The sequence below is a fragment of the Lactobacillus acidophilus genome, assembly GCF_034298135.1.
In the GTDB taxonomy this organism is placed as follows: domain Bacteria; phylum Bacillota; class Bacilli; order Lactobacillales; family Lactobacillaceae; genus Lactobacillus; species Lactobacillus acidophilus.
The window spans coordinates 200,496-227,023 of record NZ_CP139575.1; the positions used below are offsets into that span (position 1 = coordinate 200,496).

The 26,528-nt window shown below is 34.9% G+C and carries 16 protein-coding genes and 1 tRNA gene; 13 read left to right on the forward strand and 4 right to left on the reverse strand.

Annotation, left to right across the window (positions count from 1 at the left end; translation table 11 throughout):
• Window positions 1-305: 305 nt before the first annotated feature.
• The 7 genes from SO785_RS00905 (at window position 306) to SO785_RS00935 (ending at window position 17,150) form a co-directional block, all read left to right on the forward strand.
• Window positions 306-10,859: a DUF1542 domain-containing protein gene (locus SO785_RS00905; RefSeq protein WP_003548492.1), complete on the forward strand. Its 10,554-nt coding sequence runs from the start codon at window positions 306-308 to the stop codon at window positions 10,857-10,859.
• 542 nt (window positions 10,860-11,401) lie between these two features.
• Window positions 11,402-11,815, forward strand: coding sequence for a cupin domain-containing protein (locus SO785_RS00910; RefSeq protein ID WP_003548490.1), 414 nt, complete (start codon window positions 11,402-11,404; stop codon window positions 11,813-11,815).
• A gap of 194 nt (window positions 11,816-12,009) precedes the next feature.
• Window positions 12,010-13,941: a mucin-binding protein gene (locus SO785_RS00915; RefSeq protein WP_003548485.1), complete on the forward strand. Its 1,932-nt coding sequence runs from the start codon at window positions 12,010-12,012 to the stop codon at window positions 13,939-13,941.
• A 109-nt stretch (window positions 13,942-14,050) separates the two neighbouring features.
• A complete protein-coding gene (locus SO785_RS00920) occupies window positions 14,051-14,308 on the forward strand; it encodes a bacteriocin immunity protein (protein ID WP_003548482.1) in 258 nt (85 codons plus the stop codon).
• Between the two features lie 60 nt (window positions 14,309-14,368).
• Window positions 14,369-15,658 carry a phosphatidylserine decarboxylase family protein gene (locus SO785_RS00925; protein WP_003548475.1) on the forward strand — a complete coding sequence of 430 codons (1,290 nt, stop codon included), beginning with the start codon at window positions 14,369-14,371 and terminating at the stop codon, window positions 15,656-15,658.
• A gap of 59 nt (window positions 15,659-15,717) precedes the next feature.
• Complete coding sequence (locus tag SO785_RS00930; protein WP_015613402.1) at window positions 15,718-16,062, forward strand: DUF4870 domain-containing protein; 345 nt, start codon at window positions 15,718-15,720, stop codon at window positions 16,060-16,062.
• 56 nt (window positions 16,063-16,118) lie between these two features.
• Window positions 16,119-17,150 (forward strand): serine hydrolase domain-containing protein, encoded by a 1,032-nt coding sequence (locus SO785_RS00935; RefSeq protein WP_011254513.1) that lies wholly within the window; start codon window positions 16,119-16,121, stop codon window positions 17,148-17,150.
• Window positions 17,151-17,201: 51 nt separating this feature from the next.
• Here SO785_RS00935 and SO785_RS00940 read toward each other — a convergent pair whose 3' ends face one another.
• Window positions 17,202-17,531: a PspC domain-containing protein gene (locus SO785_RS00940; protein ID WP_003548471.1), complete on the reverse strand. Its 330-nt coding sequence runs from the start codon at window positions 17,529-17,531 to the stop codon at window positions 17,202-17,204.
• Between the two features lie 87 nt (window positions 17,532-17,618).
• Window positions 17,619-17,702, reverse strand: a tRNA-Leu gene (locus SO785_RS00945).
• Between the two features lie 88 nt (window positions 17,703-17,790).
• Between SO785_RS00945 and SO785_RS00950 the strand changes: the two genes are divergently transcribed.
• The 6 genes from SO785_RS00950 to SO785_RS00975 all read left to right on the forward strand — a co-directional run bounded on the left by SO785_RS00950 (window position 17,791) and on the right by SO785_RS00975 (window position 24,860).
• Window positions 17,791-19,089 (forward strand): serine hydrolase, encoded by a 1,299-nt coding sequence (locus SO785_RS00950; RefSeq protein ID WP_011254512.1) that lies wholly within the window; start codon window positions 17,791-17,793, stop codon window positions 19,087-19,089.
• A 2-nt stretch (window positions 19,090-19,091) separates the two neighbouring features.
• Window positions 19,092-19,940, forward strand: a complete 849-nt coding sequence (locus SO785_RS00955) for an NAD(P)H-hydrate dehydratase (protein ID WP_021874139.1) — start codon at window positions 19,092-19,094, stop codon at window positions 19,938-19,940.
• A 99-nt stretch (window positions 19,941-20,039) separates the two neighbouring features.
• Entirely contained in the window at window positions 20,040-20,729 is a 690-nt protein-coding gene (locus SO785_RS00960; RefSeq protein WP_003548465.1) for a L,D-transpeptidase, read from the forward strand.
• A gap of 272 nt (window positions 20,730-21,001) precedes the next feature.
• Window positions 21,002-22,687 (forward strand): arginine--tRNA ligase, encoded by a 1,686-nt coding sequence (gene argS, locus SO785_RS00965; protein WP_003548463.1) that lies wholly within the window; start codon window positions 21,002-21,004, stop codon window positions 22,685-22,687.
• 108 nt (window positions 22,688-22,795) lie between these two features.
• A complete protein-coding gene (gene fba / locus SO785_RS00970) occupies window positions 22,796-23,707 on the forward strand; it encodes a class II fructose-1,6-bisphosphate aldolase (RefSeq protein WP_021721569.1) in 912 nt (303 codons plus the stop codon).
• A gap of 130 nt (window positions 23,708-23,837) precedes the next feature.
• The gene (locus SO785_RS00975; RefSeq protein ID WP_011254509.1) at window positions 23,838-24,860 is read left to right on the forward strand and encodes an FMN-dependent dehydrogenase; all 1,023 of its coding nucleotides are present in this window, start codon (window positions 23,838-23,840) and stop codon (window positions 24,858-24,860) included.
• 40 nt (window positions 24,861-24,900) lie between these two features.
• On the opposite strand, the gene SO785_RS00980 is transcribed toward SO785_RS00975, so the two are convergent.
• On the reverse strand, window positions 24,901-25,581 hold the full coding sequence (locus SO785_RS00980) for a hypothetical protein (protein ID WP_003548446.1): 681 nt from the start codon (window positions 25,579-25,581) through the stop codon (window positions 24,901-24,903).
• Between the two features lie 157 nt (window positions 25,582-25,738).
• Window positions 25,739-26,491: an MIP/aquaporin family protein gene (locus SO785_RS00985; protein WP_011254508.1), complete on the reverse strand. Its 753-nt coding sequence runs from the start codon at window positions 26,489-26,491 to the stop codon at window positions 25,739-25,741.
• Window positions 26,492-26,528 lie beyond the last annotated feature (37 nt).

The window sequence follows — 26,528 nt, forward strand, 5'->3', positions numbered from 1 at the left end:
TGAAAGTCCACTAGAGTTTATGAATACTCTAGTGGACTTTTTTACAGCATTAAATAACATAATTTTATTATTAATCTATAATATATAAGTTATTTTATATATAAAAACATTTAAAAATATAAAGCATAGATATAGCTAATTAAAATTAGCGATGTTATAATAATGCAGTTAATATAAAGCATTACTTTATTAGGATGAAAACTTAAGTGAAAATAGCATTTCTTGTGAATTTGTAAAAATGTAATTCTATTAGATTTATGCAAGCTTAAGTTTTTTTATTAATAAGAAAATAGGGGATTATAATCATGGTTTCTAAAAAGAATATCAAGATGATTGAAGAGAAAAGTAGAGATGAAAAGCAACGCTTTTCAATTCGTAAGTTAAGTGTGGGTGCGGCTTCCGTTTTAATTGGATTGGCTTTTACAGTATATGGAGGTCAAACTGTACAAGCTGACACCACTGAAGCTAGTCAAGTAACCACTGCTCAAGAAAACAATGAAGAGACTGGTAATGAAAAGTCCGAAAATACAGTTTTGGATAATTCAAACGATATAGAAAATAGTGCAACTACAGCCAGTAAAACCCCAAGTTCAAGTGTTGAAGAAAAAGCTCCTTCAATAACTATTGATGCAAGTAGTTCTTTAAAAAATAAAAACGATAATATTGAAGTTAAAGATGATAATGCTAAGGTTAATAAAACTATGCAATCATCTTCAGTTGATAAGGCAAATAATGTAACTTCAAATGAAAAAACAGAAAGTCAACAGGCTGTAAATACTAAAGAAGATAATCCAACTAAGAGTGAAGATACTAAAAAAGTAAATTCTACTGCTATTAATGTAGGGTCTAATGAAAATACAGAGGTTGCTTCTGCTCAACAAACAAATAATTTTGAAGTAGATAAGGGTACTACTTTTGCTACTAATGAAAAAACAGAAGCAAATTCAACTAATGTTTCAGAAAATGTTGATTCGATTGAAGTACCTTCAAATAAGTTAACAACTGACACTCTAAATATTTCTAAGAAAACAGTATCTGCTAATGTGACTAATGCCGTTTATACAATGAAAACAGTAACTAGTAATGCGGCAAATGATGTAAATAAAAACAAATTGCGTTCAACAACTATGATATTAGCTGCTGAAGTAGAAGATCCTAATGCAGTAACTGTTAGTGATGCGAAAGGATTTATTAATGCAATTCAAAATGGGACTGCTACTACTATTAATGTTGCTAAAGATCTTAATTTAGCAGAACAAACAGATAAAGAATATACAGAAATTACCATCAAGAATAAACGTAATATTGTAATTCAATCAGATAATCCAGAAGAAAAACGTACAATTGACTTCTCGGGATATTCATTTGATATGGATACACAGAATTCTGTAACCTTTAAAGACTTGAATATTTATGCTCGTAGTTACTGGGGTCTTGTTTATAATGCTGGTGGATACACATTTGATAATGTTAACTTTACGGGCTCACAACTTATCTATACCAAACCATGGATTAATTCAACCTTAACATTTAAGAATAATATTACTGCAAATTCTGTCTCATCATATGTAGGACCACTTGATGGTAAGACACGCGATACTCAACAAAATGGTGGGCAGCAAATTCTTCAATTTGAAGGTGGAACAAATCAAATTATTTTTGATGAAAACAGTAATGTAACCTTAACAACAGAAGATGCTAATGCTCTTGAAATTGACGGCGGCACCGCAACAATTGATGTAAAAGACGGTGCAAATGTAGCAATTAATCCACATTCTAAAGGTAATCCTGAACATCGTAATGGAATTGGAACTGGGGACGTTGCACGTGCTATTGCTGCCAATGCAAAGATGACAATTAATATTGATCCAAATTCAACTTTAACTATTAATACTGAAAAGGTAGATGGCGATAAAGATGTTGCAGGAGCATTATATTTAAATTCTGAGGCTGCCCTTAATGTAAATGGTAAATTAGTTATCAACTCAAATGGAACACCAAGTGCAAATAAAAGTAACGGGGTTCCAGTATATATTAATGGAAGTGCAAAGATTAATGTTGGAAATGGTGGTAGCTTCTCATTAGATGCTACAAATCTTGGAAATTACAGCTCTAGCCTAATTTCTATTAATGGTAAGGGGACTGTTAAGTTAGATCCTCACTCTAGTTTCAAGATTAGCGGTGACGGTACTGGAAATGTAACTGCAATTAATCTTTCAAGCGGTAGTACTTTCACTTCCGATCAACCAGATTCATTTACTATTGATCTTTCTGCAAATACCAGTACTGGCAAATCATTAATTAAAAACGGAGCCATCAATTTCACCCGTGTTAAGACAGTTACTGATGGAAGCGAATCACAGCCTTTAGGCAAAATTGATGTAACTTATGATAGAAATGGTAATGCTACTTCTTACATTATTACGGCACAAGATGAAAATACTGTTAAACAAGTTGGAGAAGGTCTTGCTAATAAGAACTTGATTGATCTTGTTAAGGCTGGTGAAGATGTTACTCTATCTAATCTTCATTTAAGTAAGAATAATGTATTGACTGGTACTGTGGCTTCAAGCGGTAGCAACAATCCAATTTATGTAACTGTTACCGTTGGTGGGGTAAGCACTAATGTGCCAGTAGCCGGAAATTATACTGTGTACACCAACACTAAAGGCACAGTAACTTCAAACAATATTGCTTACGCTGCACAAACTGCTTCAACTGGTGGTAATTTCTCTATTGATTTATCCAAGCTTGCAAGCAAGTTGACTGATGATACGCAAGTTAAAGTGACTGCTACAAAAGATTTCGTTGAAGCAACTCAAATTGAAAGTGTGGCAGCATTACGTGCGCTTAATACTACTACTCTTCAAGAATTAGTAGATGCTGCTCCAGCAGAAGAAGCAAAGCCAAGCTACTACAATGCAACTGCAGAAGCCCAAAAGGCATATACGGATGCAATTTCAACTGGTAAAACTATTCTTGCTAATCCAAATAATTACGATCAAGTTGACGTTGATGATGCCGTAACTGCCATTCAAAATGCTAAGAAGGCTTTAACTGGTAAAGAAACCAATAAGACTGAACTTCAAGATGCTATTGACCAAGCATCAACAGTAGAATCAAGCAATAACTACACTAATGCTGATCCTAATTTACAAAAAGCCTACACTGATGCAATCAGTGCCGGTCAAACAGTTTTAAGTAAAGAAAATGCTACTCAAATAGAAGTAAATAAGGCATTGACTACCATTAATAATGCAAAAGATGCTTTAAATGGGGATGTTAAGAAAGCAGCAAGTAAGGAAGCTCTTCAAAAAGCAGTTGATGAAGCACCTACTGTAAAATCAGATGATGCGGCATACTACAATGGTTCTGATGAAGCTAAGGCTGCTTATGATAAGGCAATCAGTGCCGGTCAAACAGTTTTAAATAATCCAGATGCAACCGCTACTCAAATTACTGATGCTTTAAATGCCATTAATACTGCTAAGGGTGACTTTGATGGTAAAACTACCGATAAATCAGCACTTGAAACTGCAATTAATAATTCTAAAACTGTAAAAGACAGCAACAACTATACTAATGCAGACGAAACTCAAAAGACTGCATATGATAGTGCAGTAACATCTGCACAAATAGTTTTAGATAAAACTAATGCAACTCAAGCAGAAGTGAACCAAGCTCTTCAAGATCTTGAAACTGCAAATAATAACCTAAATGGGGATGCTAAGACTGAAGCTGCAAACAAGGCTGCCTTAGAAGCTGCCGTTAAGGATGCGCCAAATGTAAGAAATACGCCTGCATACTACAACGGTACTAACGAAGCTCAAACAACATATAATAATGCAATTAATGCTGGGCAAGCAGTTTTAGATCAGGCAAATCCATCTGCAAATGACGTTAAGTCTGCTTTAGATGCAATTAATGCAGCAAAAGCTAACCTTAAAGGTGAAGCTACTAATACTACATCTTTGGAAACAGCTTTAACCAATGCTAATAATGTTAAGAACACTGGTAACTACACTAATGCTGATCAAGCAAAACAAGAAGCTCTTAATAATACAATTATTGCTGGTCAAGATCTTTTAAAGAATACTAATGCAACTCAGGCAGAAGTAGACAATGCAGCAAAGGCTATTACTAATGCAATTAATGGCTTGAATGGGGATACTAACCTTACAAATGCTAAGAATGCTGCTACTGAAGATATTCAAAAGGCATTAGATAGTAAGACTACCGAAATCACTGACGCTACTAATATTGATCAAGCTACTAAGGATCAATTAATTGCGGATGCTAAAAAGGCAGCAGAAGATGCTAATACTGCTATTAATCAAGCAACCAATGCCGATGCAGTTAATACTGCTAAAACTGAAGGAATTGCTAATATCAATAAGGTGACAGTTCCAAGTTTAGATGATGCTAAAACTAAGGCAGCCAAAGAAATTGATCAAGCATTAACTGATAAGACCAAGGAAATCACTGATGCTGAAAATATTGATCAAACAACTAAAGATCAGTTAATTAAAGAAGCAACTGATGCAGCAAATACAGCAAAAGATACTATTGAAAAATCTACAACTAACGACGAAGCAACTAAAGCAGGCCAAGATGGTGTAGATGCAGTTAACAATGTAAAGGTACCAAGCGTTACTGATAGTCAAAATGCGGCAAAAGATGCTATTGATGATGCCCTTAACGCTAAGACTAAGGAAATCAACGATGCTAACAATATTGATCAAACAACTAAGGATCAATTAATCAAAGAAGCAACCGATGCAGCTAATAATGCTAAAGAAGCCATTGATAAAGCAACCACAGCTGATGCAATTAAGACTGCACAAGATGAAGGAACCACTAACATCAACAATGTTACTGTTCCAAGCTTAGAGGATGCCAAGAAGGCAGCAACTAAAGCAGTAGATGATGCTCTTACTGCTCAAACTGAAGTAATTAATAAAGCTGATAATCTTAGTGATGCAGAAAAGAAAGATCTGATTGATCAAGCAACTACTGAAGCCAATAAGGCTAAAGAAAGTATTGAAACTGCTACGACAAACAATGAAGCAGCTCAAGCAGGCAAAGATGGTGTGGATGCAATTAATAAGATTGTTCCAACAAGCTTAGATACTGTGAAATCTGATGCAAATAAAGCAATTGATGATGCTTTAACTAAGAAATTAGAAGAGATTAATTCAGCTAATGCTTTAACTACTGATGAAAAGACCGCGTTAACACAAGAAGCCAATACAGCTGCAGCTAAGGCAAAAGAAAAAATTACTAATGCAACAACTAATGATGCAGTAATTGAAGCACAAAATAATGGTGTTACTGCAATTGATGGAATTAAAGTTCCGACTGAATCAGCAGTCAAAGAAGCAGCTAAGAAGGCAGTAGCCGAAGCAGCAACAGCAAAGACTAATGCAATTGATTCTTCAAACTTAACAGCTGAAGAAAAAGCGGCATTGAAGCAAGAAGTTACTGAAGCTCAAACAGCTGCTAATACTGCAATTGATAATGCAACTACAAACGCAGACGTAACTGAAGCTAAAGACAAAGGTATTAAGGCAATTAATGGTATTGAAGTACCAAATAAATCAGATACTAAGGGAAAGGCAATCACTGATCTTAACAACGAAGTTGAAAATGCTAAGAAAGCAATTGATCAAGATAGCAACTTAACTGATGAAGAGAAGCAAGCAGCTAAAGACCAAATTGACTCTGATGCTAAGACTGCTCAAGATGCTATTAACAATGCAAAGACTAATGATGATGTTAAGAATGCAGTTGCTGCTGGTACATTAGCAATTGATAAGGATGTTGCTAATGCAGCCATTGATAATGCAGCTGCTGGTAAGCTTAAAGAAATCAAAGATCCGTTAACTAGTGAAGAGAAACAAACTTACACAGATTTAATTAATTCTGAGGTAAATAACGCAAAACAAAATATTGCTAATGCAACGACTGTTGAAGAAGTAACTACTGCACAAACAAACGGTGTAAATGAAATTACTAATACCAAAATTCCAACCACTTCTTCAGCCAAAGATAAGGCAATTGCTGCTATCAATGATGCTCTTCAAAAGAAGTCTGACGAAATCAACAATGCCTCTAACATCAACACTCAAGAAAAGACTGATTTAATTAAGCAAGCAACTGAAGCAGCCAATACTGCTAAGGATAATATCAACAATGCCACTACTAACGCGGATGTTAAGACTGCGCAAACTAATGGTGAAAAAGCAATTGCTGATGTAACAGTTCCAAACTTGTCTGATGTTAAGAAGGAAAACATTGATCTCATTAACAAGGCGTTAGATGCCAAGACAGACGAAATCAACAATGCTTCTAACCTTTCTCAAGATGAAAAGCAAAGTTTGATCAATGATGCAACTAATATCGCAACTGAAGCAATTAACAACGTCAACCAATCTCAAACAAATGACGATGCTAAAGCTGCTGCAACTATTGGTGTTCAAAATATCGAGAATGTTACTATTCCAACTCTTGATGATGCTAAGAAGAACGCTAACCAAGCTATTGATGCTGCATTGAATTCTAAAGTAAATGAGATTAATAATGCTTCTAACTTGAATGACACTGAAAAGCAAAAATTAGTTGATCAGGCAAATGATGCAGCAACTACTGCAAAGAATAATGTTGAAAATGCCACTACCAATGATGCTGCTCGCGATGCAGCTAATGCTGGAATTAATAACATTAAAGGTATTACCTTTACTTCACTAGAAGATGCTAAAAATGCAGCAAACACTGCAATTGACAATGCTTTTCAAGTTAAGACAGATGAAATTAATAATGCATCTAACTTAAGTACTGAAGAAAAGCAAGACTTAATCAATCAAGCAAGTGAAGCAGCTAAAAATGCAAAAGACAATATCAACAATGCCACTACCAATGATGCTGTGACTGACGCACAGAATAAGGGTATTGCAGATATTGCTAATGTGACTGTTCCAAGCTTAGATCAAGTTAAACAAGATGCAATTAATGCAATTAAGCAAGTTCAAGATGCTAAGAATAAGCAAATTTCTAATGCATCTAACCTAAGTGCTGAAGAGCAAAAAGAATTAACTGATCAAGTAGATAAAATTGCTAACGATGCAATTGCTAAGATTAATGATGCAGCAACTACTACCAATGATGCAGTTACTGCAACCTGCGATGAAGCAATCAAGCAAATTACTGATCTATTTATTCCAACTCTAGACGGTGCGCAGACAGATGCTCTTAATGCAATTGAAAGTGCTAAGAATGCTAAGCTGAATGACATTAACAATGCTGCTCACTTAACTGATCAAGAAAAGCAGGCTTTGGTTGATCAAACAAATAAAGCTGCCGATGATGCAACTAAGGAAATTAAGGGCGCTCAAACTAATGATGCAGTCAAGAGTGCAGAAACAGCCGGTTTAGATAATATTAATAAAGTTACTATTCCAACCTTAGTTCAGAAGCAACAAGAAGCTATTGGAGAATTGAATGTAGCACGTGATGCTAAGAATAGGGCAATTGATGATGCTACTGATTTAACTACTGATGAAAAGAACAGCTTGAAAGATAAAGTTCAAGCAGAATACAGTAACGCAGTATCAAATATCACCAGTGCAACAACTGATGAAGCAGTAACAACCGCTAAAGAAAACGGCATCAATGCAATTAAAGACATTGAAATCCCAACTAAGTCAGCTACGAAGGACCAGGCAACCACAGACCTTAAGACTGCCGTTGACGAAGCTAAGAAGGCAATTGATCAAGATAACAACTTGAACAATGAGCAAAAGCAAGCAGCTAAAGATCAAATTGATTCTGATGCTAAGAAAGCTCAAGAAGCCATCGATAATGCGAAGACTGATGATGAGGTAAACAGTGCCGTTGATAATGGTAAGCTTGCTATTGATAAAGATATTGCTAATGCCGCCATCGACAATGCAGTTGCTGGTAAGAAGGACGAAATTGCTAAATCACCATTAACTGATGAAGAAAAGACTGCGTTAAATAATGAAGTCGATCAAAAGGCTCAAGATGCTAAAGAAGCAATCAATAATGCCACTACCCCAGAAGCTGTAACCACTGCGCAAGACAATGGTGTTAAGAATATCAATGATACTGAAGTGCCAACTGAGTCAACAGCTAAAGAAGCAGCTAAGAAAGCTATTGCAGAAGCAGCCGAAGCTAAGAACAATGCAATCGATTCTTCAAACTTAACGGACGAAGAAAAAACTGCATTGAAGCAGGAAGTTACTGATGCCCAAAACGCTGCCAATACTGCAATTGATAACGCAACTACCAATGCCGCAGTAACCGAAGCAGAAGACAATGGTATTAAAGCTATTAATGGTATTGGAATCCCAACTAAGTCACCAGCTAAGGACCAAGCAATCACTGACCTTAATGATGCCGTTGACGAGGCTAAGAAGGCAATTGACCAAGATAACAACTTGACTGATGCCGAAAAGCAAGCAGCGAAGGATCAAATCGATTCCGATGCTAAGAAGGCCCAAGAAGCCATCGATAATGCGAAGACTGACGATGAGGTTAAGACTGCCGTTGACAATGGTCAGCTTGCCATTGATAAAGATGTTGCTAATGCCGCCATCGACAATGCAGTTGCTGGTAAGAAGGCTGAAATTGCAAAGGCACCATTAACCACCGATGAAGCTAAGGACTTGAATGACTTAGTTGACCAAGAAGCAAAGGCCGCTAAGAAGGCAATTGATTCAGCTACTACTATTCCAGCGGTTGACGATGCTAAGAATACCGGAGTTGCTGCAATCAACAATATTGCAGTTCCAACAACTTCATCAACCAAGGATCAAGCTAACCAAACAATTGATGATGCTTTAGCTAACAAGACTAAAGAAATCAATGATGCAACCAACTTATCTGATAAGCAAAAGCAAGACTTGATTGATCAAGCCAACGAGGAAGCAGCAAAGGCTAAGGAAAACATTAAGAATGCCACTAGCAATGAAGCAGTCAACAAAGCTACTACAGATGGTGTAGATGCTATTGCAAATGTCACTGTCCCAAGTCTTGATGATGCGAAGAAAGATGCTAGTCAATTAATTGACGACGTTCTTAAGCAAAAAGAAGATGAGATCAATAATGCTTCCCACTTGACTGATCAAGAGAAGCAAGACCTCATTGACCAAGCACAAAACGCCGCTGACGAAGCCAAAGACAAGATCAACCAAGCGACAACTAATGACGATGTAGCTACGGAAAGAGATGCGGGCGCAGAAAAGATTGCCAATATTGTTGTTCCGAGTCTTGAAGATGCTAAGGATAAAGCCACGAAGGCAATAGATAACGCTTTAGCAGATAAGACGAAGGAAATTAATGATCAAACCAACTTATCTGATCAAGAAAAGAATGATCTTATCAACCAAATTACTGATATTGCTGATAAGGCAAAGGATAAGATCAATAATGCTGCTACTGATGCAGATATTGCTAAGAATGAAAAAGATGGTATTGATGCAATTGTTGATACTAAGATTCCTGGCTTAGAAGATCATAAAAAGAATGCAATTAATTCTTTAGATGAAGCTAAATCTACTAAGCTTGCCCAAATTGATGGAGCAACTCATCTAACTGCAAATGAAAAGACCGACTTAACTCAACAAGTTGATGCAGAATACAATAAGGCACTTGATGAGATCAATAAAGCTACAACCAATGATGATGCAGATAAAGCTAGTGCTGATGGTGTGGAAGCTATCCTTAATATTAAAGTTCCGAGCCTTAATGAAAAGAAACAAGATAGTATAAATGCTCTTAATGAAGTGCGTGATGCTAAGAAGGATGAAATCAATAAGGCAACTAATTTAAACCAAAATGAAAAGGACGAGCTGAACAAACAAGTTGATCAAATTGCTGATAAAGCTATTAATGCGATCAATGAAGCAAATGATGATCAAACAGCTAAAAATGCAGAAAATAAAGGTATTCAAGATATTCTTGATGTCAAAGTTCCAAGTCTAGATGAAGTTAAGAATAATGCAAAGCAAGCAATTGCTGATGCGTTAGAAAGTAAGCAGAATGAAATCAATAAGGCAGTTAACTTGGATCAATCTACTAAGCAAGACTTAGTTAATCAAGCTAAGACTGCTGCAGAAAATGCTAATAAGAATATTGATTTAGCTACAACTAATGACGAAGTAATAGCTGCAAGTAAAAAGGGTGTACAAAATATTGAAAATATTATTGTCCCAGCCCCAAGTACAAATTCAGACACTTCAAATATTAGTACTGATCAAACTGATTCCGATGCTAATAAGAGCCAAGCACAAGATAGTAATAAGACTTCTAATAATGATATTAACAAGAATACTGATAATCCAAAGCATAGTAAATCTGGTAAAAGTTCGGTGTCTCTTGATGATAAAAAGAATCAAGCAATTAATGAGCTTACTAAAGTAGCTGAAGCTAAGAAAGCAGCTATTAATAGTACCAATATTTCTGCTGATGCTAAAGCAAGACTTAACGCTCAAGTAGATCGTGAATTGGCACGTGGTAAAAATAGTATTAGCCAAGCTAGAAATTCAGAAGAATTAACAAGTAGTAAGAATACAGCAATTGCAACGATTAATTCAATTAGTGTTGCTCCAAAGGGCACCCAAGGGGTAAATAGTAGAGAAAACTATGGCAATACTGATTTAAATAATAATAGTATTACTGTTGGTGAACGCCCAATTTCTCACATTCCAACTTCTGATAAACAAGAAACCTTGCCTCAAACTGGACATCATACTAATGAAGGCTTGACAATTCTTGGTACATTGGTTGCCGGTGTAGCAGGCTTAATTACACTTGCAGGAACCAAGAAGAGAAAAGATTAATTGTTTTTAGATCTAAGTTGAATTAATGAAAAGGTTAAGTATTTTCAATATACTTAACCTTTTTTGATTGTTATCTTAGTACTAACTTTGCTTAGAATGTAAAACAAAGAAAGCCTTCAGATTCAATTAAGAATTTGAAGGCTTCTATACTACTTAACGATAAAATAGAATATTTTACTGAGATTAATCTTTGGGTGTAAGTGCCGTTAAAATAAAGACGCCAATTAACTCAAGCGCTAAAAAAGTCATACCAATGTAAGCCGTCATAATGAGCATCCCCTTATCTTTGTTACACTTTATCTTTACATCTCTAACTGTAGCACATATCCCAAAATAAATAAAGCGCTTACAAAATAACAAGAGAAAAAAGATGATTTAAAAAATCATCTTTGTCGCCCCTGCCAAGGAACTACATTATAGCATTACTCATAAGCAAAAGTTATTGCTAGCTAGTAATAATAAATATTTTTCAAACTAAACTCTAGATTATAGAATATAAGTGAATTGAATGAGTAAAATAATTAAGAAAAGAAGGTAATAATATGGCTAAAAACGAAGAAGAAGTAAAAAATAGTCCATTTGGCTTCGGTGAGTCAAACGATGCATTTGCAAAGTATTTTACTGGTGAAAGCTATTTAAATCCACTTGCAAATAAAGCTAACTGTAATATCGCAAATGTTAACTTTAAACCAGGTTGTATCAACAATTGGCATGAACATACTGTTCCACAAATTTTGATTTGTGTTGCAGGTAAAGGTTGGGTACAAGAAGAAGGCAAGCCAGCTCATAAGATGACTCCAGGTGACGTTAACGTTGTTGCACCAAACACTAAGCACTGGCATGGTGCAGCAAAGGATTCATGGTTTGCCCATCTTTCAGTTATGGCTGATACAGATAAGGCTAAGACCACTTGGTATGAACCAGTAGATCCAGACTACTACGATAGTTTAAAATAATTTTATATAATATGCTAAATTATGCATAACAACTGTTATATAGATGTGCTATCATTAAGTATATATAATTTAATAAACAATTAGGTTTCATTTACGTAAAAATTAGGGAATTATGCAGTATGTAAGATTGGCATAGCACTGTTCATACAATATATAATAGTGTCATGTAATAGTTAGAATACGGGGAATAAAAAATGTCTCTATTTGGTAAAAAGAAAAAAGCTATCGTTAATTATATAGATTTGGACAATGATAAAAATAATATCGCTACATCAGGTGAATTGTTAGGTAATGTTGGTGAAGAGATTGGTTACAGTAGTTCAGATCAGATTGATGCTTTAAAAAAGCAAGGTTATGTTCTTGTAAATAATAGTTTTGATCCGAGTGATAAACCAACTTTTTCAAATGAAGATGTTCAAACTTATACTATTTCATTTAAACATGATGTAGAAGCAGTTGATAAACCTAATTCTGATTTTGGAATTAGTGAAAGTGATTTACAAAAAGTGGGTACGCAAACTGTCCATTATGAAGGTGCTGCTACTAGAACACCAAAAGATAATGTGAGTCAGGTTGTTTTTAAACGTAGTGTAGTCTATGATAAAATACTAAAAAAAATCATTAGTACTTCAACATGGATGCCTGAAAAGCAAAGCTTTTTATTGATCGCTACACCTGAAGTTTCGGGATATACTACTGTTCAAACTACTGTGGGTGGTGAAACGGTAACTCCTGAAGATTGTGATCGTAATTATGTTGTTGAATATGATATTAATCATCAACCATCTGTCGCTGATCAAAAAGTAGCTGTTAAATATGTCGATCAAGATCTAGAAAATAAAGAAATTACTGAAGATATATTAACTGGTATGCCAAATTCCTTGGTAGATTATGATCCTAAAGCTACTATTGAAAGACTCGAAAGTGACGAAGGATACGCTTTAGTAAATAATGGTTATAATCCTGCGGGTGAAGTACAATTTTATAGCAACAATGACGATTATGTGCCTGTCTTTGTTATGACAATGAAGCACACTATCGGTCAAGTAGATAGTGAACATCCTGATAGTAAAGTAAATAAGAACGAATATGATAAAGATGTCGCATTTACTATTAATTATGAAGGAGCAGATGCTGCTACTCCTGTTAACAATGTTCAAAGATCACACTGGAGTCGTAGTTTAACCGTTGATCGTGTTACTGGTGAAATTTTACCTGGAGGTAAATATACAACTGATTGGAAAGTGGATCGTGAAAAGTATGATGATGTTGATGTTCCAGTAGTTGATGGATATCACACCGATGTTAAAATGATCAAAGGTGCCGAGGTTACACGAGAAAATATTATTAGAACAGTAAATTATGTTGCTAATGGCCATATTATTCCAGTGGATTCTGATGGTAAAGAAATTGTTGGTGCACCACATCCAGTCTTTCAAACTGATCCAAATGATCCAACTCAAGTGATTACTGATGAACCAGTGCCAAAGATTGATGGATACAAGTGTAATTTGGCAACTATTACACCGTATAATCCAGCAAAAGATATGGAAGTTAAGTATAAGGCAGAAGATTCTGATGTTTTAGTAATTTCTGTTGGTGATAAGAAACCCAAGTCAGAAACTAAAGCAGTTTCAGTGGAAAAGCCGGTTGTTAAACCTGACCCTAAACCGGAAAATACTAATTCAGTAACTCAACCTGCTGTTACTCAAGATCAAAATCATGATCATGATCAAGTTGCTATAATTAACTTTATAGATCTTGACCATGATGGTAAACAACTGACCTCATCTGGTCCACTAACTGGTAAGCCAGGTGAAAGCATTAACGATTTGTATAGTACAGAATTACCATTAAAGGCGATCGAGCGTGCAGGTTATCATGTTGTCTTTAATGGCTTTGATGATAATGGTACAATTCAAAGATTTGACAATAATGATTTAATGACACAAGTGTTTACAATTGGTTTGCGTAAAATAAGTGATGAACAGCAAACTTCAATTGGACTTGATGCATTAAAGAAACTTGATCTTCATAATAATGAGGATGTTGCTGCAATTGCCTTTGGAGTTGCTTCAACTATCATTAGTTTAATTGGATTAATCGGTAATAAAAACGATAAGTAATGCGAATGACGTTATAAGGTAGGAAGCTTTGTAACGTCATTTTTATTGATTAATTTATGTAAGCGGATACGATTGATACTATAATAGAACTAGAAAGAGGGTCATAAAGATGGCTGAAGATGAAGAAAGAATTATCAGAAATAAAATTGAAGAAATTGTTAATCATGATGAGAAGGTTAATAATAATCCAGAATTGATGGAAATCTTTAGGATAGCTTATGGCAGAAGGGATGCAGGTAAGCCAATACAAGAAGTTGCTTTAGCACTGGATAAAGCTTTAGCAGGTTATATCTCAAGTCACAATAATAATGTGCCAGAAAGTATCTTGGACTTGCATCAAGAGGTGCAAAATTTATCTGGTATTTAATAAAAAATAGACCAAGGGCATGACAATTAGTTTGGTTATTTTTATCTCAGAGGTTTTATTATGAGTAGGCACAAGTTTAATGTAGGTAAGTGGTTACCTAGTGATCAAGAATTCGAAAATAAATGGGTTAAGAAGATTTATGAAGAAGCAAAAAGTGATGAAAATAAAAATTTGTTACCACCAGTTCAGGCTTTGAAAGAATTAATCGAATCTAATCGCTATATTTGGAATTTGTTCCAAATGATGTTTGATGAGATTCCGCAAAAAGATGTAGATACACCAGCAGGTACGCCGCAAGTACGTGATTATCATGAATTACTTTTAGTACTTAATCGAATTATTCAACGTGCGCCTGAATTTAATACGACTGGGTTAGTTGGAACACCAATTAATGCTGTTCTTGATTATCCAATGGGGACGCGTGCAGGGTACGTCTTATTCAACGATCCACGTGTCAATGCAAAGATGAAAGGGATTTTGGATTACTGGGGACATTATTTGCAAAGTCCGGCTTCAAGCTATGTTTTAAATACTTCTGATAAAGGGTGGTTATCAACATACGCTTTAAAAGAAATGGCTAAAGAAGCAGATGGTATAAACTTTTTGGATTTATTCAAAACTCGTTCAAAAGATCCAGAGAAAAAATTTGGCTATGTTTCATGGGATGATTTCTTTACTCGCAAATTTAATCCAGGAATTAGGCCAGTCGCTGAGCCGGATAATGATGATGTAGTAGCTAATGCATGTGAATCGGCACCATATAGAGTAGCACGTAATTTACCTATGAAAGCTAAGTTTTGGATTAAAGGCCAACCGTATTCACTAATTGATTTATTGCACAATGACCCTTGGACTGCAAAATTTGAGGGTGGCACACTATATCAAGCCTTTTTAAGCGCACTTAGTTATCATCGCTGGAATAGTCCAGTTAGTGGTACTATTGTTAAAGCATATAACTTGAATGGTACATATTATGGCGAGGCTTTGAATCAAGGCTTTGAAAATCCTAATGGTCCAGATCTGGTAGCAGCTAATAATTCACAAGCCTTTTTGACTTCCACCGCTACCAGAGCTGTAATTTTTATCAAGGCAGATAATCCTAAGATTGGTTTGATGTGTTTTGTTGCAGTTGGTATGGGGGATGTTTCAAATAACGAAATTACCGTCCGAATTGGTCAACATGTAAATAAAGGCGATGAATTAGGGATGTTCCATTTTGGTGGGTCTACTCATGTATTACTCTTTAGGCCAGAAGTAAATATCGACTTTGATTTACATGGTCAAAAGCCAGGCCTTGATACAACTAATATTAAAGTACGAGATACGATTGCTAGAATAACGAATATCTAAATGTGATATTGTTATAATGGAAAAAGATTAAACAACAATATTCAAAGGAAGAGATGATTATGAATAATATTAACTCAGAGCCTAGTACTTCTCTAAAATTAATGGCTGCATTATCTTACATTAGCTATTTCTTTTTACCAGTAATTTTTCCACTTATTGTATGGATTGTTGCCAGTGATCGTCCTTTTGTTAAAAAACATGCTAAAAGGGCATTTTGGAGTCAATTACTTCCAGCTATTTGTGCATTAGTGTTTTTGATAGTAATCAGTGTAGGTGGAGCTTTCAATTCATCAACTATTTCGTGGGGATGGTTAAGTATTACTTTAATTGCTGTTACTTGTTTAATTGCCTTAATTAGTTTAATTTATAACGTTGCCTGTGCAATTCATGTATTGATAGACTAAAAAATAAGTAATGTTAATTTTGAAGTTGATTTCAACGATAAGCGAAAGGAATATTTATGCATTTAAAAAAATCTATCCTGTCCATCTTTTTAACACTATGCATTTTTTTGTTGTTTATTTTAATATCAGTGAACAGAGTGGATGTTGGCGATATAGCTTTATCAAAACAACTTCATGATTATATGCAATTACATCATATTAATGGTGTAATGTTGGTCAATGATAAAAAAGGTAAACCAATTATAATTGAAAATAGAGAGACTTCTAATAAAGGCCAAATAGTAGATGAAAATCAATTATTTCCGATTGCTTCTCTTCAAAAGATTATGACAGGGACTGCAATTTATCAATTACATCAAAAAAAGCAGATAAATTGGAATACTTCTTTGGCTAAATATTTTCCTCAAATCCCGGGTAGTAAAGATATAACAATTCGTGAATTGATGAATCATACGAGTGGATTAATTAATAATGATCGTCCAACATCCCCATTAAGAAATGAAAAACAACAGATTAATTATATGCTTAAACATATAAAATATGATCATATTCATACTTGGGACTATCAAGATATAGATTATGAATTATTAGCAGCAATTATTAGTAAACAAACTAACACAACCTATAATACTTATATTAAAAATAATTTTGTCAAGTCTGCTAATCTCCATAAAATTAAAGATTTTTCAGAAGTTGATCAAAGAGAAGTTCCTCAACCTATGAATAAAAAGATCAGTTGGCATGAAGTTACAGTAACAACATCATCTGATTTTGGAGCTGGAAACTTGTTTATTTCACCTAACGATTATTGGAAATTTGTAAATAATGGTGTTTTAAATAATCATCAAATGATAAATGAATATTATCATCAGGCACAACATCAAGAAGTTGCTTATTTTGGTGGTGTTTATTTTAAAGGCGATATTATTCGTGCAGAAGGGAGTATTCCTGGATATAATTCCTGCTTTGTAGCTAACTATAGAACTAAGAAAATGATTATGCTTTTTTCTAATAATATTAATTATTTTACTTTGAAAATGGCATCTGATCATATTTTGCATAAATACATAGAGAAACACATTATTTAATGAAAAAACTACTAAATCTTGGTACATTCCTTGATTTAGTAGTTTTTTTAACTAATTTTTATTATCTTGATTATCGTCAGACTTTTCATCATTGTCAGGAGTATCAGTTTTGGTAAAGTTACCGTTCATTGTATTAGGACGGCCAGTTTGATAATCAGTTCCATGTTTTTCTGCTTTTGGTGCAACTTCATTAGGCTCAGGCATTACTATTGAGGCAATAATGTAAAGAGATGTTCCCGGAAACACACCGGTAAAGAGAATTAAAGCTGCGCCAATGATTCTTACCCATGCTGGATCTAAGTCGAAGTATTCTGCAATACCGCCAAAAACTCCAGATAAAATTTTATTTTGTGATTTAGTAAGTCTTTTATTTTTCATCATAATAGCCTCTTTTCTAATGTGCTATTTCATAACATAATTATACAGCACAAAAAAGGCCTAGCAAACTGCTAGGCTTTAAATATTTAATGCCCGCTAAAGGATTCGAACCTTCACTCAGTCACCTGAACAGCGACCTGAACGCTGCGCGTCTGCCAATTCCGCCAAGCGGGCAATTTTCTTTAGTACATGAATAATCATACCAAATATTTGGTAAAATGTAAGCATAAATATACTTTATTATTTAAAAGGACGGAATTACATGGTTTTTAGTAAAAAAATAAAACGGACATTAATTAGTCTTGTTGCTTTAGTTTCTTTAGTTTCTTGTGGTGCAGTATTTACAACACCGGTTAGTGCAGATACATCAAGTAGTTATCGCAATAATGAAGTGAATTTAGATGTTAAATCTGCAATTGCAATTGATAGTAATTCGGGGCAAATTTTGTATGCTAAAAATGCTGATAAGACTTTACCAATTGCTTCAATGACAAAGTTAATTACAGTTTATTTAACTTTAAATGCAATTAAAAATAAAAAATTATCTTGGAATCAAAAGGTGAAGCCAACTGCTTCAATTGTAAAAGTAGCTAATAATGCGGAATATTCAAATGTACCGCTTAAGATGGGGCATTCTTATACTATTCGTCAGCTTTATCAAGCAACTTTAATTGAATCAGCTAATGGGGCCGCAATGCTTTTGGGCCAAACTATTGCTGGTTCACAAAAGAAATTTATTGATCAAATGCGTGCCCAAGTTAAAAAATGGGGGATTGAAGATGCCGAGATTTATACGGCATGTGGTTTACCTAATGGTAATGTAGGTAAAGATGCCTATCCTGGTGTAAATAAGAATGCTGAAAATACTATGTCAGCTAAGGATATGGCCATTGTTGGACAACATTTACTTAAAGAATACCCAGAAATTTTAGATACTACTAAATTAGCTCATTTAGATTTTAAAGACGGTAATAAAACTACTAAAATGGCCAACTTTAACTGGATGCTTAAAGGACTTTCTCAATATGATCAAGCATATCCAGTTGATGGATTAAAGACTGGTACCACTGATGCAGCAGGTGCATGTTTTATTGGTACAGTTGAACATAATGGTGCTCGTTTGATTACTGTTGTCATGGGTGCACGTCACCAAGATGGTACGGATCCTTCACGTTTTATTCAAACTAAGAAATTAATGAGTTTTATTTTCAACAAATACCGTCCAGTTACAATGACTGCTGGAAGTCAAATAAATGGTGCAAAAAGTATTAAAGTTACTGATGGTAAAGACGCTACAACTAATATTGGTTTAAAGAATAAGACAACTATTTGGGATCCAGCAGATGGTAAAACATTGACTGCTAGTTTAAACAAAAAAACAATAGATGCGCCTCTTGAAAAGAATCAGACAGTTGGTAATTATCAATTAAAATCAGGTAGTGAAAAAATTGTTTCATTGGATAATCCTAATGGAATGAATGTAAAAGCTAAAGCTTTATCAGCTAATGGAAAAGTTAATTTCTTTGTTAGAATTTGGCGTTGGCTTTTCGGGGGCAGATAAAAATGACAGAACTAACTGAAGATATACTAAAAAAAGTTATTAAAAAAAGATCTAGTAATACTCATAAAGGTAATTATGGCCGCATTCTTTTAATTGGTGGCAGTGAAAATTACGGTGGTGCAATTATCATGTCAACCGAAGCAGCGGTTAATAGTGGTGCAGGTTTAACAGCTGTGGCAACTCATCATCTTAATTTGTCAGCTCTTCATTCACGTATACCGGAAGCCATGTTTATTGATTGGCATGATGCTAAACTAGCAGATTTGATTAAAAATATGGATGTAGTGGTTTGTGGATCAGGCCTAGGGATGTCAGATTTTGCTAAGCAAATTTTAGTAATTTTAAGAAGATGTACTTCAGAAAAGCAAACCGTCATTTTAGATGCTAGTGCGCTTGATTTAATTAGTGAGGATAAAAGCTTATTACCAGTTAATGCTGGACATTTGATTTTGACACCTCACCAAATGGAATGGCAACGACTTAGTCAAATTCGTATTCCATTCCAAACAGATAGTGCTAATATTGATGCATTGAAGCAGTTAATTCCTGATAGTAATGCAGTTTTAGTCTTAAAGTCTAATCATACTCATATTTATGACGGTACTGGTCGCACTTTTGTTAATCCGATAGGTAATCCAGGTATGGCTACTGGTGGTATGGGTGATACATTGGCTGGGATAATTGGTGGCTTTGTCGCTCAATTTGGCCCCAGTGTTGATACAATTTCGGCTGCTGTTTATATTCATTCTTTAGCAGGAGATTTAATTAATAAGGATAACTATGTAGTTAAGCCAACCGAAGTTTCTAAAGCATTACCTAAATTAATGAAAAAGTATTCAGAACTTGAATAAACATGTTAAAATTTTATACATAGTAATGCATCCCTGGCCAGGGATGTATTTTAATGTGATAATATGAAAAATACTTAAGTAGAGAAGATTAATACATATATGAAGAAAAATATCGTTATAGGAGTAACTTGCATCATCGTTGCGTTTGGTTCAATTATAGGATTAGCTAAAGTGTGCGCTCCTAAATCTGATACTGCACAAGAGGCAGTATCTACAAGTGTAAAAAATAAACCAAAAACTAGCGGCAAGAAAACAAATACAGATCATAAAAAAGTTAAGTCAACCGGTGCAGAATTTCGTCCTTATAAAGATCCTAAGGATTTAAGAAAAGAAGGTACTTGGACTAAAAAGAGTGAAACCAAGAAGCATCCTAAGATTAATCAAAATGAAACAGATTTAACTTTGCGTGTTTCATTAAAAGGAAATCGGACATACTTACTAAGAAAAGGCAAAGTAATTTATACAATGCTTTCAACTGGTGGCATTTATAAAAAGGGAAAATCACTTACGCCTACTGGTACATATAGAATTCAAGCAGGTCGTGGAGATAGCTTCTTTAATTACAATCTAAATGAAGGAGCTAATAACTGGACCAGCTGGAGTCCGGACAATGTTTATTTGTTCCACTCTGTGCCTACTAAAGGGGATGGAAATTATAATTTAAATGAAGCAGCAAAATTGGGCAGAACACAAGGTTCTCACGGCTGTATTCGTTTGAGTATACCAGATTCTAAATGGATTATGGACAATATCCCCGATGGAACTAAGGTTGTTATTAAAGATCGTTAAAACTTTTAGGTAAAATTGGTGGTCAGGTATTTCGATTCCTGTTATAATCATCTTTGCTAGTAAGTTAAAAGTAGTAGTTATTTTTTGTTTTTAGCGAGTCTATGTTGATGGAAGATAGATATCAGGAAATAATGAAGGCGTGTTTAACTAATTAAAATAATGAGATTTAATAAGCGGATACTTTGTATCAATTTGAGTGGTACCGCGGGTTAGTAACTCGTCTCTTTCTACACATGTAGAAAGAGACTTTTTTGTTTTAGAAAGAGGAAAATATGGACTTTAAAAACGAAGTAGTTGATTTAGTTTCAAGCCAAGTTGATTTACCTAAAGAAAAAATTACTGCATTAATTGAACGTCCAAAGAATGCTAAAATGGGTGACTATGCTTTTCCAGCATTTATTTTGGCTAAGACTATGCACAAAAATCCTGCAATTATTGCAAAAGATATTGCAGAAAACTTAAATAGTGATAATTTTGCAAATATTCAAGCCGTTGGTCCTTACGTTAACTTTGCAATTGATCATGAAAAGTTGATCGCCTCAACTTTGAAAGATGTTTTAGCTGAAAAAGAACATTATGGTGATCAAAAATTGGGCGAAGGTAATGTGCCAATTGATATGTCTTCTCCTAACATTGCTAAACCAATGTCAATGGGCCATCTTCGTTCTACAGTAATTGGTAATTCAATCGCTAAGACTATGAAGAAGGTTGGTTATACACCAATTAAAATTAACTACCTTGGTGACTATGGTACGCAATTTGGTAAGTTGATTGCTGCTTACAAGCATTGGGGAAACGAAGAAGATGTTAAAAAAGACCCAATTATGAGTCTTTTCCATTATTACGTAAAATTCCATAAAGAAGCTGAAAATAATCCAGAACTTGATAATGAAGGTCGTGAATGGTTCAAGAAGCTTGAAGATGGTGATCCAGAAGCAGTTGAACTTTGGAAATGGTTCCGCGAAGTTTCACTTAAGGACTTTAAGCGTATTTACAAAGAATTAGGCGTAACTTTTGATTCATATAATGGTGAAGCATTCTTTAATGACAAGATGCAGCCGGTTATTGATGAATTGAAGGATAAGGGGCTTTTACATGAATCACGTGGTGCTCAAGTTGTAGATATGGGTGAAGATGAAAATCCTGCCATCATTGTTAAGTCTGATGGAACTTCAATTTACTTAACTCGTGACTTAGCTGCTGCTGAATGGAGAATGAAGGAATACAACTTCGTTAAAATGCTTTACGTTGTTGGTAACGAGCAAGCACAACACTTTGTTGAACTTAAGACTGTTTTGAAGAAGATGGGTTACGACTGGGCTGATGAAATTCACCATGTTCCATTTGGATTAATTACTCAAGGCGGAAAGAAGCTTTCAACTAGAAAAGGAAATGTGGTCTTCCTTGATCAAGTATTGAGAGATGCTGTAAATTTAGCTAAGAAGCAAATCCAAGAAAAGAACCCAGATTTAGCAGATCAAGATCAAGTAGCTCATGATGTTGGTGTAGGTGCCGTTGTATTCCACGATTTAAAGAATGATCGTTTGGATAACTTTGACTTTGACCTTGATGAAGTGGTTCGCTTTGAAGGTGATACCGGTCCTTATGTACAATACACTAATGCGCGTGCTCAAAGCGTATTACGTAAAGCTGCAGCAATGGGTGAAAAGCCAAGCGAAGGCGACTTTAATATTAATGATGATTGGGCATTTGCAGTTGCCAAGGACTTGGCAGACTTCCCAAGAATTGTTGCAAGAAGTGCTGAAAAGTTTGAACCATCTGTAATTGCTAAATTTGCTCTTGATCTTGCTAAGAAATTTAACAAGTACTACGCTAACGTGAAAATCTTAACTAAGGATGATCAAATTGGTGCTCGCCTTGCTTTAGTTCAGGCTACATCAATCGTTTTGACTGAATCACTTAGACTTTTAGGTGTAAATGCTCCTAAGGAAATGTAAAGATTTCAATGAAAAGTAAAAAATAGCGCTTACATTTTGTGAAAAATTGTTCATAATCGAATTAATAAGGTACAATATGCATGTAAGATATTTAGGAGGTATTTTTTAATGGCTTATTTTGTAAATGGTAACGAAATCTTCAGAGAAGCTCGTAAACACCACTACGCTGTAGGTGCTTACAACACTAACAACTTGGAATGGACTCGTGCAGAATTACGTGCTGCAGAAGAAACTAGAACTCCACTTTTGATCCAAGTTTCAACTGGTGCTGCTAAGTACATGGGTGGCTATAAGTTCGTTAAGGACATGGTTGAAGACCAAATGGACTCAATGAACATCTCTGTTCCAGTTATCTTAAACTTGGACCACGGTGACTTTGAATCAGCTAAGGAATGTATTGCACTTGGTTACTCATCAGTTATGTTTGATGGTCACGCACTTCCAACTGAAGAAAACTTGGCTAAGACTAAGGAAATTATCAAGTTGGCTCACGAACGCGGTATTTCTGTTGAAGCTGAAATTGGTAAGATCGGTGAAAACCAAGGCGGCGGTGAATTAGCTTCTGTTGAAGATGCTAAGGCATTCGTTGAAGCTGGTGTTGACAAGCTTGCTTGTGGTATTGGTAACATCCACGGTGTTTACCCAGCAGACTGGAAGGGTCTTAACTTCGATCGTTTGAAGGAAATTGCTGAAGCTGTTCCTGAAACTCCACTTGTACTTCACGGTGGTTCAGGTATTCCTGAAGACCAAATCAAGAAGGCTATCCAACTTGGTATTTCAAAGGTTAACATCAACACTGAATTCCAATTAGCATTCCAAGAAGCAACTCGTAAGTACATCGAAGAAGGCAAGGACGAAGACAAGGCTAACAAGGGTTACGACCCACGTAAGTTGTTATTGCCAGGTACTGAAGCAATCACTGACAAGATGAAGGAAATGATTGCTTGGTTAGGTACTAAGACTATCGATGACGAACTTAAGGATGCTTCATTCGACCGTTCATCATTGAACGAAGAATAATCATTTGATTATTAATTAAAATAAAGCTCAGCTTATGCTGGGCTTTATTTTTTTTGAAAAAATAAGTCATGACCATTAACTTATTAAGCATTAAAATATACTAAAAAGTGAATCAAGAAAGGGTATAAAAATGAGCAAAGAAAATAAAAGTGATGTAGTAACTGGTGCATCTGAAACTCTTGATGCTTCAATGTTAGAAAATAAAAAAACAACTAGTCCATGGCCTGGTCCTCAAGGAATGATCCCTGTAACTAGCGGTAATGCAGATGATGCCAATGTTCATAATCGGCATTATTTGGACAGATTGCTAGTAGAAATGAGGGTTATTGATGCAGTAGAACCTGATTTAACTACTACAATTTTTGGCAAAAAGTATGCTTCTCCATTGATGCCTGCTGCTTTGTCACATTTGAACAAAATATTAGATGATAAAAATAGAAAACCAATGCAGGAAAAAGCCATTGCTGCACGTGAATTAAATTTACTTAACTGGATTGGAATGGAAACTAATGAAGAATATAGTGAAATAGTTGCTGAAGGTGGAGATACCATTAGAATTATTAAGCCATTTGCTGATCCTCAGAAGATTATGGGTGAAATTAAATTTGCTGAAGATCATGGTGCTGTAGCAGTAGGAATCGATATCGATCATATTGCAGGTGAAAATGGTAAGTATGATGTAGTTGATGGTATTCCTTTGGGTTCTATTAGGATGGATGATTTAAAGAAATATGCTGCAAGTACGGAATTACCATTTATTGCTAAAGGTGTGTTGTCAGTGGCAGATGCATTGAAGGCTCGTCAAGCTGGCTGTAAGGCAATTGTTGTCTCTCATCACCATGGCCGTGTTCCGTTTGGTATTCCACCTTTGTCAATTTTGCCTGAGATTAAGAAGGCTTTGATAGGTAGTGGGATGCAAATTTTTGTGGATGGTTCTTTAATGAGTGGATATGATGCATATAAGGCTTTAGCGCTTGGTGCTGATGCTGTTTTGATCGGTAGAGGTATTTTACCAGAAGTGCTTAAAAACGGCACAGAGGCTACGAAAAACAAACTACAAAAGATGAATGAACAATTATCCGAAATGATGCTGTATACCGGTATTAAGGATATGAATTCATTTGATCCCACAGTACTTCATTTTGAAAAATAAAAAAGGTCTTGCCAGAATGAAAAAATAGCAAGACTTTTTGTTAGAAAAATTTATGTGCAAAACGATTATCAGGTAAATCAATGAAATATTTATGGCCACCTAAATCGTTTTCTACTCGGCGATAAAGTTCGACTAAGATATAGTAAGTAAGCCAGTAAATTGTTCCAATTATGCCAAAGAAAACGTAATAGATTAACACATTATAGTTCAAAAAAACTATTGCAATTGTAATTGATAAAATAGTTCCTACGGTTACTATTGTGTAAAATTTTTTCCAATTATTTAGTTGAATATGGAAAATAACTAAACAATTTTCAATTGCTCTACTACCAAAATAGCAGATGCTGATAAAACATAGACCTGCAATAAAGAATAAGAAATTCTGTTTTCTTAGCCAGGTAAGTAGAATAGTTGCTATTAAAGCTAAAACAATGAAAATCCACATCATTAATTGAACGAGCTTGTCTCTTCGATGGGTAAGAATTTTCTTTTGAGGATCAAATAGTAATCGATCGGCTAACCAATTGTAACTATCAATAAAATAATAAAAATTTATGACAAAACCTAATTCAGTTAGAAAGACAAGAAAGCCATACACTATTAATGAAAAAACAAGTAATAACATTCCTAAAATTCCCAACCAAGGAAGGATTGCGCTAATCCTACGAGAACGAATGAATTTTTGGGTTGATGAATTATATTGAGATAATTGTTTTTTCATTATATGCAGTCCTTTCTATTGTTATAGAATATTTTATTATTAATAGATTAAAAAACAATAGTTAATTAAAATATAATTTTAATAATATAGATGAATATAAAAAAACACCTTCGAAATCAAAGCAAAATTTCGAAGGTGTTTTTTATATTATTTAATTCTATAAGCCAAATGCTAATTTGTATAATAATGCACCGCAGATACCACCAGCAATTGGTGCTACGACTGGAATCCAACCGTAATCCCAATGTGCTGAACCCTTATGAGGCAATGGACAAAGTGCATAAACAATACGTGGACCCAAATCTCTTGCCGGATTCAATGCTGGACCTGTAGGACCACCAACGGCCATAACAAGTGCGGTAATCAAGAAACCAACACCGATATTAGCAATATCTTCTGATTGCTTAAAGAACATGCCACGGTATAAACCAACAGCTACAAATAAAAGAATAGCAGTACCAACAAATTCAGTAATAAAACCGTTTAATTTGCTGTCAGCAATATCACCAGTAGAAAAACTTGCAAAAACTGCATCATCGCTAGATGTTTTTGCGATAAATGGCCAATATACTGCTACTAATAGTAATTGTCCTACAATAGCTCCCAACATTTGAACCAAGATGTAAGGTAAAACTTGATTCCATGGAAAGGCACCTGCACAAGCTTGTGCAAGGGTAACTGCCGGATTCAAGTGGTTACCTGAAATTGAACCAAACATCATTGCAGGTAGCATAACACCAAACCCAAAACTGAAGGCGATTAATAACCAACCACCGTTTGCTTGACCATCGTGGCTATTACCACCAGTTTTAGTTAAAACTGAGTTAGCTACAGCACCATTTCCAAATACAACTAAAATAATTGTACCGAAGAATTCGGCAAAATATTTCATCATCCAAGTATGTTCCATAATAGATACTTTTTACTCCTCTAGAAAAAATAAGTGA